Below are 2,393 nucleotides of genomic sequence, written 5' to 3'. Positions count from 1 at the left end.
GTGCGCGCAACAGGCAGGCGCGACCGAAATTCAGGGTTTACATGAGGAACGAACCATAAATCGCTGATTTTTTTAGATTCTCGTTTGGGGGGAAACCGGGGTCAGAGTGGAATGGCGCTAACTTAAGCGATTCGGGAGCCTTTTCATAGGCTTAGCGCCGCCCCCCGCTCACCGCTGCTTCTTCGGATGACCGTTCAAACGCACCTCCTCGCGTGCCTCTGGCCTCGGCTTGGTCATCAGCGGAAAGGCCTTGGGCCGTCGCTTGCGCTGGCGGGGCTCGATGCGCCCCGGTCTGAGACCGACCCGCGGCTGCGCGATGAGCACCAGGAGCCCGTGCATGACCACGCCGTCGTGGCTGGCGCCGCCGCGCTGGCACCAACTGATCCAGACCTGCACGGTGTGCTTGAAGCTGAGCTGGCGCGGCACCTGGTCGGCCAGCAGCGCGGCCTGGGCCATCAGCAACCGGATCAGATTGTACGCCAGCAGGTAGACCCACAGCTCCTTGCGCGCCATCTCGGGCGTGCGGCAGCGCAGCGCCTCCATGCCGAGCGTCGTCTTGATGCTGCGCACGTCGAGCTCGACGTGCCAGCGGCGCCGGTACAAGGCCCTGAGCATGCCTTTGGGCGTGTCCTTCGGGCACAGGAAGGTGGTGACCAACGTCTTGCCGCCGGCGTGGAGCTCGCGCACCGTCAGCGTCTCGGGGACGCCGTCGTATTCCTCGGGGCTCATCCACGACGGGCGCTTCGGCTTGGTCCAGACGATCAGATGGTCGTTCGTGCCGAGTCGCTCGCCGGTGGCGAAGTCGGTGCTGCGCTTGCGCGCCCCGAACTGCTCGAACAGGCCGTCGACGCCCCGGCGCGCCAGTTCGCAGAGCAGGAAACACGTGGGGAAGAAGGCGTCGCCGAGCAGGACGTCCCCCGACTCGAGATTTCCCAGCAGGCCGCGAAACAGCGTCTGCTCGTCGCTGCCCTTGCCCTTGCACGGCCCGCTGGCGGCATCGAGCAAGGCCCCGCTGGCCAGGCACAGCAGGCCCACCGTGCGCATGATCGGGAAGCCCAGGCCCGCGCGCTGACTGCCCGGCTGGGGATAGGCTTCCTGGTTCGCCTCGGTGTCGGCCAGGGTGACGGTGGTGCCGTCGGCCAGCAGCACCCGCCGCCCCCGCCACAGCCACCCGTCGGAAGCCCCGTCGGCGACGAGCCTCCCGGTGCTCCGGGCCAATGTCTCGACCATCGCCTGCGGCAGCCGCGCGCGGGCCTTGCAGTACGCCGCGGTGTTGACGCTGCACGGCGCCATGCCGGCGACCAGGCGCTTGACCGCCGCGTCGTCCACCGCCTGGCTACAGCTGCCGTCCGCCGAGAGCGCCTGCCCCATGAACATCGACAAGGTCTCGGTCGGCGGAAACAGCCGGTCGCGGTGCTCGGGCAGCAGCGCCTCGACGTCCCCGAGCAGCTCCGGCCCGGTGAGGAGGCTGAAGAAGCCCTTGGCGTCGGCGTTGTCGACGCGGTTCTGGATGCGCAAGCGTTGCCGGGCGGTGGCGGTCGGATTAGAATGCATGGTAGGTCGGCTCCGGGATGGGGTGGGACAGACACCTCCACTATACACCATCCCGGCCGGCCTTCCTTCCCAGGACTTTCAAGCGGTTGCGCTTAGGTTAGCGCCAGTCGAATCAGAGCCGAATGCTAACTCAATGATTTTCCCCATGAAAACCAATAGGATAGAGATTTTCCGCCTCAAAAAACCCTGGCTTCCGAACCGCTGGCCAGCTAGAAAACCAATGCTCTCGGCTTGCGCCGTCTTCGACACATTGTGAGGATTCCGTTCTAACTCGTTGTTTTCATTTTTGTTTTTGCTTAAGTTAGCGCCATTCGGGTCAGAGCCCGTAAATAAATTCTGCACGAGAGGTTGTTTAAGCCTTTCCGGCATGATAGCCTGCGACGCAATGAAGCAGCAAACGTGTTGGGATGGAAAGATGCCCCGCAAACCTCGATTCTTTCTGGCCGATGTCCCGGCCCACGTCCTGCAGCGGGGGAACAACCGCCAGGCGGCGTTCTTCGACGACGATGACCGCCTGGCGTACCTCGGCTGGGTTCGGGAGGGCGCGCACCGGTACGGCTGCAAGGTCCATGCGTACGTGCTGATGACCAACCATGTCCACCTGCTCGCCACGCCGCGGACGCGGGAGTCGATCAGCCGGATGCTTCAATACGTGGGCCGCCGGTACGTGCCCTGCGTCAACCATGCCTACCGGCGAACGGGAGCCCTGTGGGAGGGGCGCTTCAAGGCCAGCGTGATCGACGGACCGCGGTATCTTCTGACCTGCCATCGGTACATCGAGCTCAACCCGGTGAGGGCCGGCATGGTGGCGTCGCCCGAGCAGTACCGGTGGTCGAGCC

At 65.0% G+C, this 2,393-nt stretch carries 2 protein-coding genes; one reads left to right on the top strand and one right to left on the bottom strand.

Annotation, left to right across the window (positions count from 1 at the left end; all coding sequences use genetic code 11):
* Positions 1–168 precede the first annotated feature (168 nt).
* The gene (locus GY769_24750) at positions 169–1,554 is read right to left on the bottom strand and encodes an IS4 family transposase (GenBank protein MCP4205132.1); all 1,386 of its coding nucleotides are present in this window, start codon (positions 1,552–1,554) and stop codon (positions 169–171) included.
* A gap of 415 nt (positions 1,555–1,969) precedes the next feature.
* On the opposite strand from GY769_24750, the gene GY769_24745 reads away from it, so the two are divergent.
* A partial coding sequence (locus tag GY769_24745) for a transposase (protein MCP4205131.1) occupies positions 1,970–2,393 on the top strand: 424 nt, incomplete at its 3' end.

The organism is bacterium, from assembly GCA_024224155.1.
GTDB lineage: Bacteria > Acidobacteriota > Thermoanaerobaculia > Multivoradales > JAHEKO01 > CALZIK01.
Note: the sequence above shows the minus strand (reverse complement) of the source record. Positions and strands in the feature narration are given on the sequence as shown.